Origin of the sequence: Tenacibaculum salmonis (genome assembly GCF_041053065.1) — a bacterium.
Classification (GTDB): Bacteria; Bacteroidota; Bacteroidia; order Flavobacteriales; family Flavobacteriaceae; genus Polaribacter; species Polaribacter pacificus_A.
The window spans coordinates 2283348-2302761 of record NZ_JBFCVV010000001.1; the positions used below are offsets into that span (position 1 = coordinate 2283348).

Here is a 19414-nt window from a genome sequence, read left to right on the forward strand (position 1 = left end):
ATAAGCCCTGAAATGTAATAAATAAGGCTCATTATATTAATGCATTTGTATAATTTCTTCACTTATTATTGTAGGTGGATTGCGATATTTTTGTTCTGAAACTATTTCAAAGTCTTTACTTCTTTTTTTAAACTTAATTGTTTTTGGATATTCAATTTTAATTAATTCAAAGAGTGTGTTTTTATACTCACTTTTAACTTGTATAGCTAAGCCTGGTATGCCATCAAAACACTTAGGTGCTCCAATAATACCTAATTCATCGGTGTACCAACAAGTAGCTTTTTCATTAAGTTGATTAATACCTACAGCTTTTTTACAATTGAATTTTCCTATTTTTCGTGTTTCATTTTTTAATGTCCACTTATAATAATTTAAATCTCTAAACACTACAATATCAGGATCATCAAATTCAGGATTACCTAATGTTTCAAAAATTTGCTTTTTAGTTATAAAATCTTTAAAAATACATACGCCTAAATTATGTCTTGTATCTACATAAGTGGCACCATCAGGTAATTTACCTTTTTTTGTAGAAATAAGAAGAAAATCTGAATGATAAGTAGCTCTTTTAGTATTACCTATTAAAAAACCATTTTGTGTTGATTTAGGTACTGTAATTGAGTCATAAATAATACCTTTTCTTATATCGTAAACAATATCTTCTCCAATGATTTCTTTATAAGTAATTTTATAATTGACACCTTGAGCATTACAAAATGATGTAACTAAAAATAATAATATCGAAAAGTTAATGGATAAATTCATAAATTAATACATTCTTGTTTCTCCTGTAATACAGTTTGTTACCATAGTAATAATTCTAGTTCCTTTGTAACCTACACTACTTCTTCTTTTCCAAAAGTAGCAGAAAGGTTTAACATTATTATCTTTTGTTTCCTTAATAATATTTTTTACAATTTCCTTTTTTTCAACCTTAGTATCTTTTTTTTCGTTTGCAAATGTTAAAGAAGTTAAAACTAGTAAACTTCCTAAAAGTAAATTTTTCATAATTTTTTATTTTTATTAATATTTGATAAAAATAGTTATTATTATTATACACAATATTCTTCTAATTTTTTTTAGAAGAATATATGCTTTAAAAGTAGCTGTAAATTAATAATTACGAGCTATAATTTCATAACTCGTAATTATTAATTGCATATTTGTTATGAAATTAATCCAGCACGTTTTAAAAGCGCATCTGGTTTTGGTTCTTTTCCTCGGAAACGTTTGTATAATTCCATAGGTTTTTCTGTTCCTCCTTTTGAAAGTACATTTTCTTTAAATTTAGTAGCCACTTCTTTATTAAAAATTCCTTTTTCTAGGAAATATTCAAAAGCATCGGCATCTAAAACTTCTGCCCATTTATATGAATAATATCCAGCAGAATATCCGCCTTGAAAAATATGAGAAAAAGCAGTACTCATACAATTTTCATCAACTTTAGGATATAATTTAGTATCAGCAAAAGCATTATTTTCAAATTCTTTAACCGATTTAATTGTTTCTGGTGATTCGTTACCGTGCCATTGCATGTCTAATAACCCGAAACTTAACTGACGTAAAGTTTGCATTCCTTCATGAAAACTAGCCGATTCTTTAATTTTCTCAACATATTCCATTGGGATTGTTTCCCCAGTTTCATAATGCTTTGCAAATAATTCTAAAGCTTCTTTTTCGTAACACCAATTTTCTAAAACCTGACTTGGCAACTCTACAAAATCCCAAGAAACCGAAGTTCCTGATAAACTTGTGTAAGTTGTGTTTGCTAACATTCCGTGAAGTGCATGCCCAAATTCATGGAATAGGGTAGTAACTTCATTAAAAGTTAATAAAGAAGGTTTTGTTTCGGTTGGTTTGGTAAAATTACAAACAATAGAAACTTGCGGACGCTCGTTAATATCATTTTTAATTTGTTGTGATTTATATGAAGTCATCCAAGCACCGTTTCTTTTTCCTTTTCTTGGATGAAAATCGGCATAAAAATGAGATACAAAATTTCCGTTAGTATCCGTAACATTGTATGTTTTTACGTCTTCGTGATATTTATCTATTGATGTAATTTCTTCAAATTTTAAATCGAATAATCTATTGGCTATTTCAAAAGCACCATCAATTACATTTTCTAATTTGAAATAAGGCTTCAATAATTCTTGATCTAAAGAAAAAAGTTCTTTTTTCAATTTTTCAGAATAATAAGCGCCATCCCATTTTTGAAGCTCATCGATATCGTCTAATTTTTTAGCATAGGCTTCTAAATTATCAAATTCACGTTTTGCAGCAGGTTTTGCTTTTTTCAATAAATCGTTAGAAAATGATAAAACTTTTTCAGGATTTTCCGCCATTCTTTCTTCTAAAACAAAATGAGCATGGGTTTTATAACCTAATAAATTAGCTCTTTTATAACGAAGATTTACAATATCTAAAACGACTTGTTCATTGTTATATTTGTTGTCTTGAAATGCTTTTTTACCAGCTGAAATAGCGAATTTTTTACGTAATTCTCGGTTATCAGCATAAGTCATAAAAGGAATATAACTTGGATAATCTAATGTGAAAATCCAACCTTCTTTTTCTTTTGATTTTGCAATTTCTGCAGCTGCTTCTTTTACACTTTCTGGTAATCCTGATAAATCATTTTCATCAGTTAAATGCATTTCAAAAGCATTGGTTTCTGCTAAAACATTTTCACCAAATTGTAATGATAATTTAGATAATTCTGCATCAATTTTACGCAATTCTGTTTTATCATCATCGTTTAAATTAGCGCCATTTCTAGCAAAACTCTTGTATTGTTTATCTAATAAAGTATTTTGCTCGGGTGTTAAATTTAAAGAATCTTTAGTTTGATAAACACTTTTTACTCTATTAAAAAGAGCTTGATTTAAAGTAATATCATTTCTGAACTCACTTAATAAAGGAGAAAGCTCTTTTGCTATTTTTTGAATTTCATCATTAGTTTCAGCAGAATTTAAATTGAAAAAAATTGATGTAATTTTATTTAATTTTTCCCCAGCAAAATCTAAAGCAACAGTTGTATTTTCAAATGATGGAACATCAGAATTTATAACAATTGTATTAATTTCTTCTTTTGCTAATTCGATTGCTTTTTCAATAGCTGGTTTATAGTGTTTTTCTTCTATTTGAGAAAAAGGAGGTGTTTTAAAATCTTGTAATAAAGGATTCATTAAATAACTGTTTTTAAAATGAATAAAAAAGTAAAAATAACGAAATTTACTTGTAGTAAATAATGTATTGTTGCGTAAGTTTTTTTTATAAAAGTACTTTTTTAAGTACTTTTTTGTATATTTGTAATATGGAAACAGTAAATTATACAGACTTTCGTTCAAATTTAAAATATTGGTTCGATAAAGTAGTCAATGATGTAAGTGATATTATTATCAAGCGTAAAAACGGTAAAGATTTAGTTTTAATATCATTGGATGAATATAACTCATTAAAGGAAACGACCTATTTGTTAACAGGAAAAAACAGAGATATTTTGTTAAACTCTATCAAAGAACTTGAGGAAGGTAAAGGTGTTCAAAAAAACTTAATCGAGTAGATGAAATTAACTTGGTCTGCTTCTTCTTGGGAAGATTATTTATATTGGCAGAAAGTCGATAAGAAAATAGTAAAGCGAATTAATGAACTCATTAAAAATTGTATGCGAACACCTTTTGAAGGTATCGGAAAACCTGAGGCTTTAAAAGGAGATTTACAAGGTTACTGGTCAAGGCGTATAACATCAGAACATCGATTGGTTTATAAATACGAAAATGAACAAATATTAATAGCAGCTTGTCGTTATCATTACCGCTAAGTAAAAAACCTCACCAATATTAAAATTGATGAGGTTTGATATTTATAAAGATTTACTTTTTATTTACGAACTCTTTCAGACGCTTTTTCAACCTTTAGTTTTAATTCTTCTTTGTAAGCTACAATTTTATCTAAAACTTTAGCATCCGAAGCACCAATAATTTGAGCTGCTAAAATACCCGCATTTTTAGCACCATCTAAAGCAACAGTTGCAACAGGAACTCCTCCTGGCATTTGTAATATTGATAAAACAGAATCCCATCCATCAATAGAATTTCTGCTTTTTACAGGAACTCCAATAATTGGTAACGGACTCATAGATGCTACCATTCCTGGTAAATGAGCTGCTCCACCTGCACCTGCAATAATTACTTGAATACCACGTTTGTGAGCATTTTTAGAATAGTCAACTAATTTTTCAGGAGTTCTGTGAGCAGAAACAATATCTACTTCTATTTTGATATCAAAGCTTTCTAAAATATCGATTGCTTCTTGCATGATTGGAAGATCAGAATCGCTTCCCATTATAATACCTACCATAATTTTATGTATTGTTTTATCTAAATTAATTTAAATAAAAAGATTATTTACTAATAACTCGAATTGTTTCTTTTACTTGTTGTGCAACTTGTCTTGCGATATCAATATCTTCATTAACAATTGTTACGTGTCCCATTTTTCGGAAAGGTTTTGTAGTCTTTTTTCCGTAAATATGTGGAGTAACACCATCAATTTTTAAAATTGTATTCATGTTTTCATACACAACATCACCTGTATATCCTTCTTCACCAACTAAATTTACCATAATTCCGGCAACTTTACTATCAGTATTTCCTAAAGGAAGATTTAAAATACTACGTAAATGTTGTTCAAATTGATTGGTATAACTAGCCTCAATTGAATAATGTCCAGAGTTATGAGTACGTGGAGCTACTTCGTTTACTAAAATTTCATCAGTTGAAGTTTGAAACATTTCAACAGCTAATAATCCGACGAAGTCTAAAGTTTTAGCAACTTTTAAAGCAACTTCTTGTGCCTTTTTTGCTACTGATTCATCTATTCTTGCAGGACAAATAACATATTCAACCTGATTTGCTTCTGGATGAAATTCCATTTCAACGACAGGATATGTTTTTATATCGCCATCAGAATTTCTAGCAACTATAACAGCTAATTCGTTTTTAAAAGGGACTAATTTTTCAGCAATACATTCACCTTCAGGTAAAGATTGTAAATCATCAGAATTACGAACAACTTTTACACCCGTACCATCATAACCAAATTGTGCTGCTTTCCAAACAAAAGGAAATTCAATAAGTTTGTTTTCGTATGCTTTTTTTAATTCATCAACAAAAGCAAAACGAGAAAAATCAGCCGTAGGAATTTGGTTTTTTTTATAAAAAGTTTTCTGACGTGCTTTATTTTGAATAATTCTTAAGTTAGCAGGTTTTGGAAAAATAGTTAAACCTTCAGCTTCTAACTTATCAAGTGCATCAATATTAACATTTTCTATTTCAATAGTTAATACATCTACTTTTTTACCGAAATTGTAAACGGTATCAAAATCAAATAAATCACCTTGATGAAATTCATTACAAATTTGTGCACAAGGCGCTTCGTTGTTATCACCTAAAATAACGGTGTAAATATCAAATTTTTGTGTTTCGGTAAGTAGCATTCTACCTAATTGACCGCCACCGAGAACACCCAGTTTAAAGTCTGAAGAAAAGTAATTTTTCAAGGATAAATATTTTAATGTGTTGTTGTTATTGCAAAAATAAGAATCTTAAGTCTAGTATAAATAAAATTAACGAGATAATCTTAATTGTGAGCTATTAATAGGTGTTACAAAATACATTAAAGCACTACATCCTTGGTTATCAATAGGTGCTCCGTTAGTTAAATAATTGTATTTTTTATTATCACAAGGACATTTAATATGAATTCCATCAAAAGACATTAAAGAAGTACAGGTATTTTCTGGACATTGCTGATCAAAAGCTTTATAACCACTAGTTCCTGTTCTAAAAAGAAAAACATCACGTCCTTGAATTTTATTTTGAGAGCTACCACTTGGCACTAATAGTCCTTGAAATTCAGGTAATGTTAAGTCGATAATCGCATTCATTTCTATACTTCTAAAACAATCGTTAACAGGTACGTTATCAGAGCAGCTAATGGTAATTATTAAAATAAAAAGGAAAAATATTTTTTTCATTATTTAAAAATTGAGTTTATTAAGGAAAGTCACGAATTTACAAATATTTTGTATATTTGTAAAGCAATCTCATTCCTATCGGTATGAGATTTTTAAATTAAAAATTATGAGTGAAGTATCATATTATAGTGCAGAAGGATTAAAAAAATTAAAAGACGAGTTATCACAACTAGAGCATGTTGAAAGACCAAGAGTTTCTCAAGAAATTGGTGATGCCATAGATAAAGGAGATTTAAGTGAAAATGCAGAGTATCATGCTGCAAAAGAAGAGCAGTCTTTATTAGAAACTAAAATTGCAAAGCTTAAAAATGTAGTTGCCAACGCTCGTATTATTGATGAGAGTCAGTTAGATTTATCTAAAGTATTGATTCATTCTATCGTAAAATTAAAAAATACAACTAACGGTATGGAGTTTACATACACTTTAGTTGCAGATTCTGAAACTGATATTAAGAATGGTAAATTATCAGTAAATTCACCTATAGGAAAAGGATTGTTAGGGAAAAAATTAGGCGATATTGCCGAAATTAAAGTACCTAGTGGTATTATGAAGTTTGAAATTATGGAAATTTCTAGATAACAATATAGACATAATGTTTTTTAATAAAAGTATTGCATCTGCAATGCTTTTTTTATTTTTACAAAACACTAAACATTAAAATAATATAATAGATGGCAAGTATTTTTACTAAAATAATTTCAGGAGAAATTCCTTCATATAAAATTGCAGAGGATGAAAATTTTATTGCTTTTTTAGATATAAATCCGAATGCAAAAGGACACACTTTAGTAGTGCCTAAAAAAGAAGAAAATAAGCTTTTTGATTTATCGAAAGAAGAATATACTAATTTAATGTCTTTTTCTTTTCGTGTAGCAAAAGCTATTGAAAAAACGATTCCTTGCAAGCGTGTTGGAATGAGTGTGATTGGTTTAGAAGTACCACATGTTCACGTACATTTAATTCCTTTAAATACTATGGCTGATATTCAGTTTGTTGAAAAAGTAAAATTATCTGAAAAAGAATTTTTAGCTTTAACAGAAAAGATATCAAGTAATTTTGAGTAAAAAATAAAGTATTATTAAACCTTAATTAATGAAATTTTAAAGGTTGTACCTTTATTTATTTCTGAATTTTGAACAGCTATTCTCCCTTTGTGATAATCTTCAATAATACGTTTTGAGAGCGATAAACCTAAGCCCCAACCACGTTTTTTTGTTGTAAAACCTGGGGTGAATATTTGTTTAAATTCTGATTTTTGAATTCCTTTACCAGAATCTGTAACTGTAATTTTTATATATTTAGGAGTGTCTTTAATTTTTAAAGATATACTACCTTTTCCTTGCATAGCATCAATAGCATTTTTAATTAAGTTTTCTATAACCCAACCATATAATTCTATATTTAATTGTGCGAAAAGTTCTTTTTTATCCGAAGAAAAAGAAAAATTAATTTGTTTAGAACTTCTTGATTTTAAATAATTAAAGGCTTTTTCTGTTTCTGAAACAATATTGTATTTTTTTAATTTAGGTAAAGAACCAATTTTAGAAAAACGATTTGCAATCGTATTTAATCGGTCAACATCTTTTTCAATTTCAATAATATATTCTTCATTAACATTTTCAGACCTTAAAATAGCTATCCAACCTAATAATGATGATAAAGGCGTACCTATTTGATGTGCAGTTTCCTTTGCCATACCTGTCCAAAGTTTATTTTGTTCGGCAACTTTACTAGATTTATAAACCATAAATACAATGGTTAAAAATAATCCTAAAATTAATAATAAGGCTAAAGGATAGTATTTTAGTTTGTATAATAAATCTGAATTTCGATAATAAAGATATTGCGTAATTCCAAAATATTCAATCATGATAGGATCATTTTGATCTTTCATAATTGTTAATTGTGCTTCTAGGTATTCAGGTTTTTCAGATCTAAGAGTATCTAAATTTCGATATAAATCAATACTTCCGCTTTCATTTACCAAAATAGTAGGTATATCTTCAATAGTTTGATATATTTTATTAATTAAATTGGTGTTTTCATCTAAATTAGGATTAGAAGCAAGTTCTTTAAAAGCAGCAGCAAAAATTTCAATTTTTCCTCTTTCCTCTTCTTTAAATTTTTGAAAAAACACATAGGTATTCCATAAAATAAAAGAAACAATTAATAATGAAATGAAAATTGTCATTCGTTTTACCCAATAAGTATTCTTAAAAATTGTCATTCGTTATATATAATATTCGCTATAATAACTTAATTTGTGAAAGCGTAGTATATTTACACTAAAAAATAATATGTTATCATTAGATCCTAAAGAATTACCAGTATCAAAATTACATAGTTATTTATTAGGTGCTATAGCGCCACGACCTATTGCTTTTGCAAGTACTATGGATGCTGATGGAAATCCGAATTTATCACCTTTTAGTTTTTTTAATGTTTTTGGAGCAAATCCGCCAATGTTAATTTTTTCTCCAGCCAGAAGTGTAAGAGACAATACGAAAAAGCATACCTTAGAAAATGCCGAAGAAACAAAAGAAGTGGTTATAAATGTGGTTAATTATGATATTGTACAGCAAATGTCATTAAGTAGTGCGATGTATCCTAAAGGAATAAATGAGTTTGAAAAAGCAGGTTTTACAATGTTACCTTCGGATAAAATAGCACCTTTTAGAGTAGCAGAATCGCCTGTGCAATTTGAATGTAAAGTAACAGATATTATTTATACAGGAAACGAAGGAGGAGCTGGGAATTTAATTATTTGTGAAGTAGTTAAATTACACATCAATGAAAATATCTTATCCGAAGATGGAAGTATTGATCAGCATAAAATAGATTTAGTAGCTAGGGCAGGAGGAAGCTATTATACACGTGCAAAAGATGGTTTTTTTGAAATAGCTAAGCCAATTTCAACATTAGGAATAGGAGTAGATAAAATTCCTTCAGAAATTAGAAATAGTACTGTTTTAACAGGTAATAATTTAGGAATGCTTGGTAATGTATCACAATTACCTAATGAAGAAGCTGTTAATAACTTTGCCAAAGAACATCCAAAATATGTTTCGCTTACAATTGAAAAAAAACATACATTTGCACAGCAGTATTTAAAGAATAATGATGTAGAAAGTGCTTGGAAAGTGCTTTTAATTAAATAGATAAGAATATGGAAGTTATTGGAAAGATTAAATTAATTAACGAAGCGCAAACATTTGGAGCTAGCGGATTTAGAAAACGTGAATTAGTTGTAACTACAGATGAGCAGTATCCTCAAATGATTTTAATCGAATTTGTACAGGATAAATGTGATCTTTTAAATAGTTATGCTGTTGGTCAAGATGTAAAAGTATCTATTAACTTAAGAGGTAGAGAGTGGATTAATCCTGAAGGAGTAGCAAAATACTTTAACGCTATTCAAGGATGGAGAATTGAGAGTTTAGCACAAGGGGCACCTCAAAATGTACCACCTGTCGATAGTTTTCAACAAGCACCAGACTTATCTGCAAACGAACCAGACGATTTACCTTTTTAATCAAAGGTTTATAAAAAGTAAGAAAAAAGAGCGCTATATGCGCTCTTTTTTTTGGATAAAATTTTAATTTTTTTATTAAATTAAGTATTTCATTATTTCTTTTTCTATATTTAAAGATGTATTCGGGCATTGAAAAAAAATAGAAATAGAACGAAATAAGTTTATGAAAAAAAGAAACATTAACATAGCCATGTTAATAGATGGTGATAATGCTGAAGCTAAATATTTACAAAACATCACAGAAGAAATATCAAAATATGGCAGAATAACTATCAAGAGAATTTACGGTGATTGGTCTGGAAATCGAATGAAAAAATGGAAAGAAAAACTTAGTCTTTACTCCCTTAAACCAATTCAGAATTTTGCATATACCAAAGGTAAAAATGCTACAGATATTGCATTAGTTATTGATGCAATGGATATTTTATACAGAGAAGAAATTGATGCTTTTTGTCTTGTTTCAAGTGATAGTGATTTTACTGGAATTGCGAATAGAATACGAGAAAGTGGACTAAATGTAATAGGAGTTGGTAAAAAACAAACGCCAAAATCATTTACTAATGCTTGTGATATTTTTACGTTTACAGAAAGTTTTAAAAAAGAAGTATCTGAAGAATCATCCGAAGAAGTATCTGAAGAAATTTTAAAAAAATCAAAAAATAAGAAGTCTAAAAAGAAGAAAAAAGAAAAAATTAAAAAAACACAAAAAATAGATATTCCTTTTCTTAGGCATGCTTTATCTGTAGTTAAGCAAGAAAATGAAGAAGTTTTACTAAGTCAATTAGCAGAGTCAATTAAGCAATTAGATCCTGATTTTGATTCTAAAAAGTATGGATATAAAAACTTTAATACCATGTTTAGTACTTTAAATACCGATTTTGAAATGATTTATCATACCGATAATTCTACGATTTCTATAAAAGATAAAAAAGCTACATGATTATAACGTATTTAAAAAAGTAAAAACCTTCTGAGAAATCAGAAGGTTTTTTATTGTAAGTTATTTTGTCGGTTCTACTTTTTTCTTAGGAGGCATTGGACCTCTTAAGTGAATTACTAGTCCATTTAAAAAATTTCTAAGAATCTGATCACCACATTCCATGTATTTAGGATGTTCTTCATTTCTGAAAAGTGCTCCTAATTCTCCTTTAGAAACTTTAAAATCTACTAAAGCACAAATTTCAACAATATCAGTATCACGTAATTTGTGTGCTACTCTTAATTTTTTAAATATATCGTTGTTTGATAAGCCTCCCATAATTTTGTTTTTAATAATATTAATTTAATTAACCATACTGAAAATAGCCCAAGCATAAATAGCAAAGCGTAAAAAACGAAATAGCCCAAAAAGTACTACTTTTTTAAACGGATACTTAATCATACCAGCCGTTAAACAACTAATAGCAAAAGGCAAGGGCAATAATGCTCCTACTAAAATTAAAATACCTCCCCACTTGCTTGTGTTTTTAAGGTTTTTAGCCATTTTAACTTCTAGATAGTTTTTTATCGATTTAATTTTTAAAGAAGCTCTTCCTATAAAATATGCCGTTAATCCTCCTAAATATGATAAAGTTGCTAAAAGTGATAAATTTAAAATTGGGTCTGCTGTTTTCTTGGACCAAGCAATAAAAATTTCAGGTGGAATTAATCCTAATATTGTTTCTGAAACAAAAAAAGTAGTTAAAATTCCTAGTCTAGAAAACGTTTCTGTTACTATTTGTAAGCCGTCATTAATATTATAAACATATCTATTAAATAAAAACACAGCTATAACAGCAATTACTATCGGTAAAAAAGCTGCTTTTAAACTTTCCCAAATAAACATGTAAAAACCAGTACGTTGATAATAAACGTGTAAACGTTTTACGTGTGGTTTTTTGTTTTTTATGATTCTTTTTTTCTTCACTTTATAGTTGCTTAATTATCTAAGCCTTTTTAGACGACAAAAATACAAGGTAATTACAGATAAATCAATAGAAATATCGTTAATTATAAGTTAGCAATAGCTGCTTCAGCACAACGTTCACCATCCATGGCTGCAGAAATAATTCCACCAGCATAACCACCACCTTCACCACAAGGAAATAAACCGTCTAATTGTGGATGTTCTAAATTTTCTTTTCTAGGGATATTTACAGGTGATGAGGTACGAGATTCAACACCTATAATATTTGCTTCGGATGTATAATATCCGTGCATTTTTTTACCAAAAGCATCAAAGCCTTTACGTAATCTACCTCCAATTATTTTTGGAAGTAATGAGTGTAATGGCGATGATTTTAATCCAGGTTGATAAGAAGTTTCATTTAATGATGATGATAAATTACCTTCAACAAAATCAGTTAAACGTTGTGCTGGTGCAACTTGACTTTTACCTCCTGCATTAAAAGCTAATTTTTCTAAATCTCTTTGAAATTCTAATCCTTTTAAAGCACCAAAATGTTCGTATTTTCTAAAATCTTTATCAATATTTAATTCAACAACAATTCCTGAGTTTGCAAATTTATTATTTCTTCGAGATGGAGACATTCCATTTACAACAACTTCACCATTTGCAGTTGCAGCTGGTACAATAAATCCACCAGGACACATACAAAATGAATATACACCTCTATTATTTACTTGTTGTACTAAACTATAAGCTGCGGCAGGTAATAATTCATCTCTTTGACCATCACAACTATATTGAATTTGGTCAATAATTTCTTGAGGATGTTCTACACGAACTCCCATTGCAAATGATTTTGCTTTTAATAAAATATTTTTTCGGTTTAATAATTCGTAAATATCTCTAGCAGAATGACCAGTTGCTAAAATTACAGAATTAACAGTCATTTCGTTACCATTATTTAATCGTAATGCTTGTATTTTGCTACTTTTTATAACAAAATCGGTAACACGAGTATCAAAATGAACTTCTCCACCATATTTTATAATATTCTCACGAATATTTTGAATAATTTTAGGTAATTTATTAGTTCCAATATGTGGATGTGCATCAATTAAAATATCTTCTGTAGCTCCATGATATACTAAATTTTCAAATATTCGACGAACATCACCACGTTTTAAACTTCGAGTATATAATTTTCCATCAGAATACGTTCCTGCGCCACCTTCACCAAAACAGTAATTAGAATCTTCATTTACAAAATGTTCTTGATTAATAGCACGTAAATCTCTACGACGATCTTGTACATTTTTTCCACGTTCTAAAACAATCGGTTTATAACCTAGTTCAATACAACGAAGTGCGGCGTACATTCCAGCCGGTCCAAAACCAATAATATGAATTTCTTTTGCATTTGAAACATCTTGATAATTAAAGATATAATCAGGTGTATCAGGCAAAGGTTCATTTATATAAACAGCTACTTTATAATTGAAAATCACGTCTTTTTTACGTGCATCAATCGATTTACGCAACACTTTTACCGTAGTTATATCTGAAATATCGATTCCTAATTTTCTAGAAGCTTTCTTTTTTAAAATATCAGCTTTCTTTTCTTCTATTAAATTAACGCGTAGTTGAAGTTCTTTTACCATTTTGCAAAATTATGGAAATTTGAATTGATACCTTTTTATTTTGATAAGAATTATAAAAAATCGAAGGAAGGTTTTTATTTTTTGATTCGTACTGCTAATAACTACACTATATTTGTGGTGTTTATTAATATTTATAAGTGTTTTTTAGATGATTTGGTTACCTGAAGAAATAGTATTTCCACCGTATGAATTTGCAAATGAAGAAGGAGTTTTGGCATTTGGAGGCGATTTATCGGCAGAACGTTTGGAGTTTGCTTATAAAAATGGAATTTTCCCATGGTTTAATGAGGGCGAACCAATTGTTTGGTATGCTCCGCCAGAACGTATGGTTTTATTTCCTGCTGAGGTAAGAGTTTCAAAATCGATGAAACAAGTTTTACGTAAAGCAAATTTTGTAATTACAGAGAATAAAGCTTTTCGAGAAGTGATTTTTAATTGCCGACATATCCACAGAAATGACCAGTTAGGAACTTGGATTACTGATGATATGGAAAAGGCATATATCAATTTACACAATAAAGGAATTGCAAAATCAATAGAAGTTTGGCAAGATGATATTTTAGTTGCAGGTTTGTATGGTATCGATTTAAAAAACGGTGTTTTTTGTGGCGAAAGTATGTTTAGCAAAGCAAGTAATATGAGTAAAGTTGCGTTTATTCATTTGGCTAAAAACTGCGGATATAAATTAATAGATTGCCAAGTTCATAACGAACACCTAGAAAGTTTAGGTGCTCGTGAAATTGATAGGAGTGATTTTTTGGGGTTGTTATAGGGTGTTTTGACTTTTCCATTTTTCGACTATTTGAATAATATCTGTTACATATCCTTTATCAGTAAAACCTTTTCCTCTAACAGCAGGATGCCAAGTATGAATATAAAGTTTATCACCTGTATTATAAGAATGATTACCAAAAGTAGAAATTTCCCTTTTAGTTTCCTTTATATTTGGAAAATCAGCTGTTTTAAAATACTGAAATGTATTTCCAAAAATTATAATATCAGGATTATAGGTTTTAACTTGTAAGTTTAATAACTTACAATTTCTATTATAAGCTTCAGTAATTGATTTTGGGTTTGAATTACCGCCACCTGGTATTTTTTTTATATTTAACAAAGCGATTTCTTGAAGTGGTTCAAAACATTTTTCATCTTTTGCATCAGGAATATTTTCCCATTTAGGGTTTCTAAGTATTCCGTAAGTTGTATACATAACTCGTTTTATTGTAGGAATACTTTTTCCACATTTATTAAGCCATTTTTTATCTTGAAATTTATTGATATAACTCCAAGAACTTCCTTCTGAATTAGCTTCTTTTAATATCCATAATATTTTATTTTTAGCTTCTAAATATTTATTTAGATTAATAATGCCATCAATCACGTAGTTTTCGTTATTTTCTTTACCTATTTTTTTTATTTTTTCAGATATCTCTTCACACTTATTTTTAATAATATCAAAATTATTCATTTCGTTTTTTTATAAAGTTACCATTTTTATAATAATTCTACATAAAGCATAACTTAAAACACATAAACCCCGTAATTTTCATCACGAGGTTTTTTTACATTAAAATTATATCAAAAAAAGTTTATTCTAACACAGAAAACTCAATACTAGAATCTGAAAAAATAGTATGTGTTTGGTTTTTAAAATCTTTTTTATCAGCTTTATAAATATTATCTACATAAGTTTGTGGATTCAAATCAATTAAAGGAAACCACGTACTTTGCACTTGAATTTGTAATTTATGCCCTTTTTTAAAGGTGTGAAAAACATCTTGTAATTTAATATTTACCGCTGTTTTTTTGTTTGGAGTAAACGGTTCAGGTTTTGAAAAACTATTTCTAAAACGCCCACGCATCACCTCACTACGAACCATCATATGATAATTACTTAATTTTAAATGCGTTTGCATATCTTTATTATCATTTTTGATATCAGAAGGATGCACATCAATAACTTTTACAATCCAATCGGCAGCTGAACCTGTTGTTGCTACGTTTAGTTTTGCTAAAATATCTCCTGCTAAAGTAAAATCTTCGGTTAAAATATCCGTTTGATAAACCAATACATCAGGTCTTCGGGCAGCAAAACGCTGGTCATCAGTCATGTATTTTCTTGGTGTGAAAACAGTTTTTATATCTTCAGAATAAGGAACAGGATGTTTAACATCACTTACAAATTGTACTTTTGAACTTCCTTTTTTATCCGTAGTTAATTCTTGATTTTCTGATAAGAAAAAAGATTGTTTTTTTACGCTTTTAGGAGGCCAAACATCGTATGATTTCCATTCTTTTTTTCCTGTATCGAAAACATAAGCTTCTGGTAATCCGCTATTTTTTGAACCGTTTTCTTTTAAGAAATGATTGAAGAATTTAGTTTCAATATTTTTTTGAAAATTTAATGAAATAGAATCTCCAAAATAATAATTTCCAACTGTACTAGCTACTTTATTTCTAGACCATCCGCCGTGATCCCAAGGACCAAAAACTAAAGTGTTGTAATTATTTGGTTGATTTTTTTCAATGTTTTTATACGTTTCTAAAGGACCGTATAAATCTTCAGCATCAAACCATCCACCAACAATCATTGTTGCTACTGTAGATGGAACTCTGTTTAAATGTTGAATAATTCCTTTGCTTTGCCAAACGCTATCGTAATTTGGATGTTCAACAATTTCTTTCCAGAAAAAATCATCAATTTTATCGGTATTCTTGTTTTTATCAGAAGCGATTTTAGTATCTAATTTATCATATTGAAAATATTCGTTTAAGTTTTTTAAAGGACCTTTGTCTAAAAAAAACTGATATTGGTCTTTTGTTTTCATCTTCGGAAAAGAATACCAAGAAGAATCTGTAGGCTGATCTTTATAAGTTCCGAATAATGGAATCGCATTAAAATAACTTAGTAAAAATGCGCCATTATGATGAAAATCATCAAAAAAGAAATCGCCAATACAAGCTTGTGGAGATGCTGCTTTTAATGCAGGATGTGCATCAATTGCTGAAATAGTTGCATAATGCCCAGGGTATGAAGTTCCCCAAGTTCCAACATTTCCATTGTTGTTAGCTGTGTTTTTAACTAACCAATCAATTGTATCAAAAGTATCGCTAGTTTCATCGGTTTGTTTGGCTTTTTTATTAGGAATGTAAGCACGCATATTGTCGTAAACGCCTTCGCTCATCCAACGACCACGAACATCTTGATAAACCACAATATTTCCTTCTTTCATTAAAATAGGGTTAGGAGCTATTTTAGTTTTGAAAGTATCTTTTCCGTAAGGACGACAACTATACGGAGTTCGTTGTAATAAAATAGGATATGTTTTTGATGTGTCTTTTGGCGAGTAAATAGTGGTGTGTAATTTTGCGCCATCTCTCATGGTAATTTTCACTTCTTTTTTAGTGAAGTTGTCTTTTACATAAGTGCTTTTTACAGGTGTTTTTTCTTCGGATGTTTTAGTGGTACTTTTTGGCGTACAACTACTTATTATAAGTAGAAAAAATAGTGAAAAATTAAGAAGTAATTTCATGCGGTTTGGTTATTTTAGAAAGTAAATATAAATAAAAGAAGTTGTACGAAAACAGATTTTAAAAACCTGATTAAATACAACTTCTAGAAAATTGTTACTAAAAAATAGGATTTACATTTTAAAATATTATGTTTTTTAAAATGTAAAAATTTCTAGCCCCGATTGAAGCAATTGTTTGAGCTCTTTTTTATTTTTCTTTTCGAAAAAATAAAAAAAGCGAGTGCGGAAAGCGGGAAATTGCTTCAAATCATTTTTATTATTTTTAGTTTATTTAGGATCTAAAATTGTGTCGATTCTATCTAAAACATCTTGTAAATGATAACGAGAAATGTTGTTTTTAGCAACACTTAAAGCTCTTTTTGTATCTCTTTTTAAATTTTTTAATTCACCTCTAACAACAGGTTTAATATCTGATTGGCTAATATTTACCGCCGTTTGTTTAAAATATCCTCCGTTATTTGTTCCTTTTTGATTTTTAGCTTTGTTTAATAAAAAATCTAAACGATCTAAATACGCACGTTGTAAATTTCTACGATATGCATCAATGGATTTATTGGTGTATAACTCGCTCCAAATTCCTTTGCGTAAATCTTGCATCATATTTACAAGCGTGTAGGATTTTGCTCCGTTTAAAGTTTCGTTTTCGATTAAACGTGCCATTCTACCCGTTTTTAAAATATGATTTAAGGTTCTTTCTTGTAATTCGCCAATACGTTTATCGGCACCAGAAAATTGTACTTTATCAAAAATATTTTTATCTAATAACCAAGTTGGCGTTTTAAATAATTGCTCGTTTACAAATTTTAAAGCATTTTTTTGATGATTTTTAGGAACGTGTGTATATACAGCTCCATCTTGATTTGCAGTTTTGTAGTTTTCGTAAACACCACCAATATTAGAACTTACGTGTCCCATATATCGATTAAATTGCCATAACAATTGCGTGTACATGGTTTTTAATTCGTCGTAATTTTCGCCATATTTAGTAGTCCATTCTTCTAATTTTGGTAAAATACGTTTTAGGTTTTTAATTCCGTAGGCACTTGCTTTTATGGCATCATCACCTAAATCTTCAGTTTGAGAACTTGGGTCGATAACATTTACAACTTGCTGATGTCCGAATCTGTAAATAGGATTTCCTGCTTTGTCAAGAATCCATTTATTTAAGATGTTTTTTTCATTTTTTGCTGATGTATTTAATATTGGACGATATCCCCAATTGATGGCATACTTATCGTAAAGCCCAATATTTGGCATTAAAGCAACGCCTTTATCTTCAGGTTGTGCGATGTAATTAAAACGAGCATAATCCATAATTGAAGGTGCTGTTCCGTATTTTTTAGTAAAAGTTGCCGAGCGTAAAGAATCAACAGGATAAGCAACAGAACTTCCCATATTATGAGGTAATCCAAGAGTATGACCAACTTCATGAGCAGAGACAAAACGAATTAAACGTCCCATAGTTTCTTCTTTAAAGTTTGTACTTCTAGCATCAGGATTTATTGCCGCCGTTTGAATAAAATACCAGTTATGTAATAAAGTCATTACGTTATGATACCAGTTAATATCCGATTCTAAAATTTCTCCAGAACGAGGATCGCTTACATGAGGACCATTTGCATTTGGAATTGGAGAAGCTAAGTAACGTACCACAGAATAACGAACATCTTCAGGGCTCCAATCAGGGTTTTCTTCTTTGGTAGGTGCATCTTTTGCAATAATTGCATTTTTAAAACCTGCAGTTTCAAAAGCTCCTTGCCAATCATTTATTCCTTGTTTTATATATTTTCGCCATTCTTTTGGAGTAGCTCTATCAATATAATAAACAATTTGTTTTTTAGGTTCAACCAATTCTCCGTTGTTAAATTTTTCAATATCTTCATCTTTAACTTCTAAACGCCATCTGTCAAGATATTTTACAGATTTACTTCTTTGAACGTCTAAACCATAATCTGTTTGAGACCTTGCAAACCATCCTACACGCTCATCAAAATAACGGCGTTTCATCGGTTTTTTAGGTAATAAAATCATTGAATTACTTAATTCCATAGAAACTGCACCAACACTTTTATTAGAAGGCGGTGCGCTAGAAACGTATGTTTTTACGTGTCGAACTTCAATATTTTTAGGATAACTACTAATACGTTCTATATAAGAACGATTTTTATCCATTTTAGAAATTTTATATTGCTTTCTTTTTCTTTGAGGAAAACCAATTGCTTTTATATCAGTATTAAATAAAGAAGAAACATCAATTACCGTAGCCGTAGAATCTTTACTAAATGCTTTTATTGGAAAAGAATATAAAATGGGTTCAAAATTAGAATTTACCACAGCTTTATGAATAGGAAGCAAGGTATCTGCAACAACATTATAAGAAACAACTTTTAGTAAAATATTTTTCTGTTTTTTTTGCCAACGTAATACTTGTGTATTTTGTTTTCCGCCACCAAAACCGATACCGCTAGCTGTTTTAGCAATTCGAGTAACCATTAACATTTCACGATTAAGTAACGAATCTGGAATTTCAAATAAATATTGTTGTTCTTTTTGATGAACTTTAAATAATCCGTTGTCCGTACTATGCTTTTGTGTAACTACTTTATTATAAGGTTTTATAGCGTTTTTATTGGGCTTAGATTTTGGTTTACTTATTTCTTTTTTATTCGTTTTCTTTTTAAACCATTGCGCATTTGCTTTGGATGAAAAATTAATAAAAAGAATTACAAAAAGTAATAGTATTCTTTTAGTCATAAATTTGG

Annotated in this window: 21 protein-coding genes; 8 read left to right on the forward strand and 13 right to left on the reverse strand. The window is 29.3% G+C overall.

Features of this window, described 5'->3' with window-relative positions; genetic code table 11:
* Positions 1-36: 36 nt before the first annotated feature.
* The 3 genes from AB0T67_RS10065 to AB0T67_RS10075 all read right to left on the reverse strand — a co-directional run bounded on the left by AB0T67_RS10065 (position 37) and on the right by AB0T67_RS10075 (position 3188).
* On the reverse strand, positions 37-765 hold the full coding sequence (locus AB0T67_RS10065; protein WP_369220191.1) for a GLPGLI family protein: 729 nt from the start codon (positions 763-765) through the stop codon (positions 37-39).
* Positions 766-768: 3 nt separating this feature from the next.
* On the reverse strand, positions 769-1008 hold the full coding sequence (locus AB0T67_RS10070; RefSeq protein ID WP_369220192.1) for a hypothetical protein: 240 nt from the start codon (positions 1006-1008) through the stop codon (positions 769-771).
* 158 nt (positions 1009-1166) lie between these two features.
* Entirely contained in the window at positions 1167-3188 is a 2022-nt protein-coding gene (locus AB0T67_RS10075; protein ID WP_369220193.1) for a M3 family metallopeptidase, read from the reverse strand.
* Positions 3189-3316: 128 nt separating this feature from the next.
* On the opposite strand from AB0T67_RS10075, the gene AB0T67_RS10080 reads away from it, so the two are divergent.
* Positions 3317-3565, forward strand: a complete 249-nt coding sequence (locus AB0T67_RS10080; RefSeq protein WP_369220194.1) for a type II toxin-antitoxin system Phd/YefM family antitoxin — start codon at positions 3317-3319, stop codon at positions 3563-3565.
* Positions 3566-3823, forward strand: a complete 258-nt coding sequence (locus tag AB0T67_RS10085) for a Txe/YoeB family addiction module toxin (protein ID WP_369220195.1) — start codon at positions 3566-3568, stop codon at positions 3821-3823. It abuts the gene before it with no gap.
* Between the two features lie 59 nt (positions 3824-3882).
* Here AB0T67_RS10085 and purE read toward each other — a convergent pair whose 3' ends face one another.
* The 3 genes from purE to AB0T67_RS10100 all read right to left on the reverse strand — a co-directional run bounded on the left by purE (position 3883) and on the right by AB0T67_RS10100 (position 6040).
* Complete coding sequence (gene purE / locus AB0T67_RS10090) at positions 3883-4362, reverse strand: 5-(carboxyamino)imidazole ribonucleotide mutase (protein WP_214984972.1); 480 nt, start codon at positions 4360-4362, stop codon at positions 3883-3885.
* Between the two features lie 43 nt (positions 4363-4405).
* Entirely contained in the window at positions 4406-5563 is a 1158-nt protein-coding gene (locus AB0T67_RS10095) for a 5-(carboxyamino)imidazole ribonucleotide synthase (protein ID WP_369220196.1), read from the reverse strand.
* 66 nt (positions 5564-5629) lie between these two features.
* Positions 5630-6040: a Rieske (2Fe-2S) protein gene (locus AB0T67_RS10100; RefSeq protein WP_271230637.1), complete on the reverse strand. Its 411-nt coding sequence runs from the start codon at positions 6038-6040 to the stop codon at positions 5630-5632.
* A 106-nt stretch (positions 6041-6146) separates the two neighbouring features.
* Between AB0T67_RS10100 and greA the strand changes: the two genes are divergently transcribed.
* Both greA and AB0T67_RS10110 read left to right on the forward strand, forming a co-directional pair.
* Entirely contained in the window at positions 6147-6620 is a 474-nt protein-coding gene (gene greA / locus AB0T67_RS10105; protein WP_271230636.1) for a transcription elongation factor GreA, read from the forward strand.
* A 92-nt stretch (positions 6621-6712) separates the two neighbouring features.
* Entirely contained in the window at positions 6713-7105 is a 393-nt protein-coding gene (locus AB0T67_RS10110; RefSeq protein ID WP_369220197.1) for an HIT family protein, read from the forward strand.
* A 14-nt stretch (positions 7106-7119) separates the two neighbouring features.
* On the opposite strand, the gene AB0T67_RS10115 is transcribed toward AB0T67_RS10110, so the two are convergent.
* Positions 7120-8268: a sensor histidine kinase gene (locus tag AB0T67_RS10115; protein WP_408648489.1), complete on the reverse strand. Its 1149-nt coding sequence runs from the start codon at positions 8266-8268 to the stop codon at positions 7120-7122.
* A gap of 70 nt (positions 8269-8338) precedes the next feature.
* On the opposite strand from AB0T67_RS10115, the gene AB0T67_RS10120 reads away from it, so the two are divergent.
* From AB0T67_RS10120 to AB0T67_RS10130, 3 genes are all read left to right on the forward strand, one after another.
* Positions 8339-9199, forward strand: coding sequence for a flavin reductase family protein (locus tag AB0T67_RS10120; RefSeq protein ID WP_369220198.1), 861 nt, complete (start codon positions 8339-8341; stop codon positions 9197-9199).
* A gap of 8 nt (positions 9200-9207) precedes the next feature.
* Positions 9208-9573, forward strand: a complete 366-nt coding sequence (locus AB0T67_RS10125) for a DUF3127 domain-containing protein (protein WP_271230632.1) — start codon at positions 9208-9210, stop codon at positions 9571-9573.
* A gap of 163 nt (positions 9574-9736) precedes the next feature.
* Positions 9737-10513, forward strand: a complete 777-nt coding sequence (locus tag AB0T67_RS10130) for an NYN domain-containing protein (RefSeq protein WP_369220199.1) — start codon at positions 9737-9739, stop codon at positions 10511-10513.
* 60 nt (positions 10514-10573) lie between these two features.
* Here AB0T67_RS10130 and AB0T67_RS10135 read toward each other — a convergent pair whose 3' ends face one another.
* The 3 genes from AB0T67_RS10135 to AB0T67_RS10145 all read right to left on the reverse strand — a co-directional run bounded on the left by AB0T67_RS10135 (position 10574) and on the right by AB0T67_RS10145 (position 13119).
* A complete protein-coding gene (locus AB0T67_RS10135) occupies positions 10574-10831 on the reverse strand; it encodes a DUF1456 family protein (RefSeq protein ID WP_271230630.1) in 258 nt (85 codons plus the stop codon).
* Between the two features lie 24 nt (positions 10832-10855).
* Positions 10856-11479, reverse strand: coding sequence for a YqaA family protein (locus AB0T67_RS10140; RefSeq protein ID WP_408648488.1), 624 nt, complete (start codon positions 11477-11479; stop codon positions 10856-10858).
* Positions 11480-11562: 83 nt separating this feature from the next.
* Positions 11563-13119, reverse strand: a complete 1557-nt coding sequence (locus AB0T67_RS10145; RefSeq protein ID WP_369220200.1) for an NAD(P)/FAD-dependent oxidoreductase — start codon at positions 13117-13119, stop codon at positions 11563-11565.
* Between the two features lie 148 nt (positions 13120-13267).
* Between AB0T67_RS10145 and aat the strand changes: the two genes are divergently transcribed.
* On the forward strand, positions 13268-13891 hold the full coding sequence (gene aat, locus AB0T67_RS10150) for a leucyl/phenylalanyl-tRNA--protein transferase (RefSeq protein ID WP_369220201.1): 624 nt from the start codon (positions 13268-13270) through the stop codon (positions 13889-13891).
* Here aat and AB0T67_RS10155 read toward each other — a convergent pair.
* From AB0T67_RS10155 to AB0T67_RS10165, 3 genes are all read right to left on the reverse strand, one after another.
* On the reverse strand, positions 13886-14587 hold the full coding sequence (locus tag AB0T67_RS10155; protein WP_369220202.1) for a hypothetical protein: 702 nt from the start codon (positions 14585-14587) through the stop codon (positions 13886-13888). The genes aat and AB0T67_RS10155 overlap by 6 nt on opposite strands.
* Before the next feature lie 121 nt (positions 14588-14708).
* Positions 14709-16652 (reverse strand): CocE/NonD family hydrolase, encoded by a 1944-nt coding sequence (locus AB0T67_RS10160; protein WP_369220203.1) that lies wholly within the window; start codon positions 16650-16652, stop codon positions 14709-14711.
* A gap of 267 nt (positions 16653-16919) precedes the next feature.
* Positions 16920-19406, reverse strand: coding sequence for a zinc-dependent metalloprotease (locus AB0T67_RS10165; protein ID WP_369220204.1), 2487 nt, complete (start codon positions 19404-19406; stop codon positions 16920-16922).
* Between the last annotated feature and the right edge of the window lie 8 nt (positions 19407-19414).